At 58.9% G+C, this 2,931-nt stretch carries 4 protein-coding genes and 1 pseudogene; all 5 read right to left on the bottom strand.

Annotation, left to right across the window (positions count from 1 at the left end; genetic code table 11):
- On the bottom strand, window positions 1-617 hold a 617-nt coding region (locus GZ093_RS20720), incomplete at its 3' end, for an energy transducer TonB (RefSeq protein WP_296489616.1).
- Window positions 614-1,042, bottom strand: coding sequence for a biopolymer transporter ExbD (locus tag GZ093_RS20715; RefSeq protein WP_296489615.1), 429 nt, complete (start codon window positions 1,040-1,042; stop codon window positions 614-616). The genes GZ093_RS20715 and GZ093_RS20720, both read right to left, overlap by 4 nt.
- A gap of 21 nt (window positions 1,043-1,063) precedes the next feature.
- On the bottom strand, window positions 1,064-1,498 hold the full coding sequence (locus GZ093_RS20710) for a biopolymer transporter ExbD (RefSeq protein ID WP_296489613.1): 435 nt from the start codon (window positions 1,496-1,498) through the stop codon (window positions 1,064-1,066).
- Window positions 1,499-1,541: 43 nt separating this feature from the next.
- The gene (locus tag GZ093_RS20705) at window positions 1,542-2,411 is read right to left on the bottom strand and encodes a MotA/TolQ/ExbB proton channel family protein (protein ID WP_296489611.1); all 870 of its coding nucleotides are present in this window, start codon (window positions 2,409-2,411) and stop codon (window positions 1,542-1,544) included.
- A 299-nt stretch (window positions 2,412-2,710) separates the two neighbouring features.
- A pseudogene (locus GZ093_RS20700) lies at window positions 2,711-2,931 on the bottom strand (recombination factor protein RarA); the annotation flags it as partial.

Genomic DNA, 2,931 nt, shown 5'->3' with positions numbered 1-2,931 from the left:
CCGCCATCGGTGACACAGGTGTACTGCATCATGGCAGCCTTGACGGCGGCGTGGAACACGCGGGGACCCGACAGAATGGTGACATCCTGAATCACGCCGCCCTTGATGTGAATCTGCGCCTTGACCACACCTTCAGTGCCATCCTGCAGCGCCTTGCGCGGCATCTCGGGTGCCACCTGCGTCGGGCAGGCAACGCCAATGGTGGTGCGCTTGGGGCCGGCGGCCACCGGGGCCGCCGGGGGCGGCGGCGGTGCAATCACCGCGGGGGCCGTGGGCGGTGTTGCCACCGACACAATCGAGGGCGCCGTGCTTGTTACCTGGGGCGCCACATCCGGTGGCGGCACATACGGCGGCGGCGGCGCATCCAGCTTGGGCATCACCAGCGGCTTCTCGATCTTCTTGGGCGGTGGCGGCGGCGGTGGCGGCGGTGGAATGATCACCTCCTGAATTACCACCGCTTCCAGCGGCTTCTTGACGAAATTGAGTCCCTTGCGTGCCAGGCCAGACACCAAGGCATAGCCCAGAAGCGCGTGCAACACAACGACGATGACAATGCCCTTGAGCCGTCGGGACGGGTCCCGGGGCTCAAAGCGGTAATCCATGGCGAGGCTATTCATTGGATAAATTGCTCCGCGCCAATAACGGCTATTTTGTTCAGACCCATGCGTTTGCTGCTGGAGAGCACATTGGCAAACACGGCGTATTGCGAGGCCTTGTTGGGCCGTATATGCACCTCGGGCTGAAACGATTGCTGACCGATCAGTTTCATTTTCTCATCAAGTTCTTGCGCTGACACCGGCAGGCCTTGCCAGTAGACAACGCTTTGCTCGTCAATATCAATCTGGATTTTTTCCGGCTTGACCAGGCTGGTAGGCGGTGCGCCCACCGGCATTTCCAGGTTGACTGAGTGCAGTTGAATCGGGATGGTGATGATCAGCATGACCAATAAAACCAGCATGACGTCGATCAACGGGGTGGTGTTGATCTCCATCATCATCTCGGGGTCCCCCGAGCCACTGGCGTTTCCTATGTGCATTGACATGGATTGAATCCTTGTTGGGTATCAACCGCCCAATGGCGGTGGTTCAGTGATGAAGGCGACCTTGACGATGCCCGCGCGCTGGCAGGCCAGCAGCACTTTGCCGACACCCTCGTAGCGCGCATTCGAGTCGCCGCGCACTTGCACCTCGGGCTGTGGCTTCACCGTGGAGACTTTTTTAAGCTTCTCCACCAAGGCATCAACATTCTTGATGCGGGCGTCGTACCAGAAAATGTTGCCGGTCTGGTCGACTGAAATGATGATGTTCTCGGGCTTGGTCTCCCGCACTTCAACACGCTCTTTCGGCAATGAGAGCTTGATGGAGGTGGTGACCACGGGAATCGTGATCAGGAAGATGATCAACAACACCAGCATCACGTCGACCAGGGGCGTGGTGTTGATGGCCGACATGACGGCGTCGTCGCCGTTGTCGTCATTGGAGCCGACATTCATGGACATAGCGGATTCCTAAAGGACAGAGGTCTGCGGCTGCGCGCGACGCTCAAGCCTTGGCCACCGAACCCAGCACGACCGCATGCAGATCGCTGCTGAAGGCGCGCACATCGTCCATCACCGCCTTGTTGCGGCGCACCAGCCAGTTGTAGGCCAGCACCGCCGGCACGGCAACGGCCAGACCAATGGCGGTCATGAGCAGCGCCTCTCCCACCGGGCCTGCCACCTTGTCGATGGAAGCCTGGCCGGAGATGCCGATGGCGGTCAGTGCGTGGTAAATGCCCCAAACCGTGCCGAACAGTCCCACAAAGGGAGAGATGGAGCCAACGGTGGCAAGAAATGCCAGGCCACCCTGGGTGTTGCTTTGAATGCGATCAACCGCGCGCTGAATGCCCATCGCCATCCAGTCATTGAGCGGAATGTGGCCCATCAGGCCTTCATGTTTGCTGATGGCATTGGTGGCCGCATCGGCCATGAAGCGGAAAGGACTGTTCTTTTCCAGCGCCGCAGCACCTTGCTGCACGGTACCGGCAGTCCAGAAATTCTTCACTGCGGCTTTTGACTGGCGCCCCATCTTGGCTTGCTCCAGTACTTTGACGATCATGATGTACCAGCTACCGACGCTCATGATGAGCAGCAACAGCAAGACCGTCTTGGCAACGGCATCAGACGTCTTCCAGAGGGATTCAAGGCCATAGGGGTTGTCAGTGGATTCAGCGGCTTTCATGGGCGCAGCAGAAGCGCCGACCGGTTTGACGTCGGTAATCACAGGCAAGGCAGCTGGCAAATCAGCTGGCGAAGCGCTGGTTGTCGCAGGGGCTGGGGCCGGCTGGGCCTGTGCCATTGCGGGCAGCAGAGGTAAAGCCAGTCCCAGCGCGCACGCGCAGGAGGCGATCAGTTGGCTAAATTTGACTTGCACTGTATATCCTTTAATTGAAATAAGGGGTCAACCCGGTCTATCGGATTGCCAACCTCCAAATAATAAGTGTGGCGAGTATAGGGGGCGATTGGGGCGCTTGACATAGGACAAGCCCTTAGACAGTGGCCACGACTCTTTGGGCTGATGACGCCCGCCAGGCGCATGGCTTTTGGCTTTAGAGGGGTCAGTTCAAAACGCGCTTGGCGGCGAGATGCGATAGCGGCAAAGACGGGTCAAGGTGGCAGTCAAATTGTTGGCGATGGATCGATCCCAGGAGCACTTGGATCAAATTGACTGATCTATTTTTTCGGGTGTTGCAGGTCCAATGCTCGCAGCTGTCTGAGCTTCTCGGCAATGCGAATTTCCAGCCCGCGCTCGACCGGACGGTAAAAGCCGGGTGAGGCCATGCCGTCAGGCAGGTAGCGCTCGCCTGCGGCAAAACCGCCCTCTTCGTCATGGGCATAACGGTAGCCCTTGCCGTAGTCCAGCTCTTTCATCAGCTTGGTTGGCGCATTGCGCA

This window comes from Rhodoferax sp. (assembly GCF_010365055.1).
Classification (GTDB): domain Bacteria; phylum Pseudomonadota; class Gammaproteobacteria; order Burkholderiales; family Burkholderiaceae_C; genus Rhodoferax.
The sequence above is the reverse complement of the archived record's forward strand: the minus strand, read 5'-3'. Positions and strand labels throughout refer to the sequence as shown.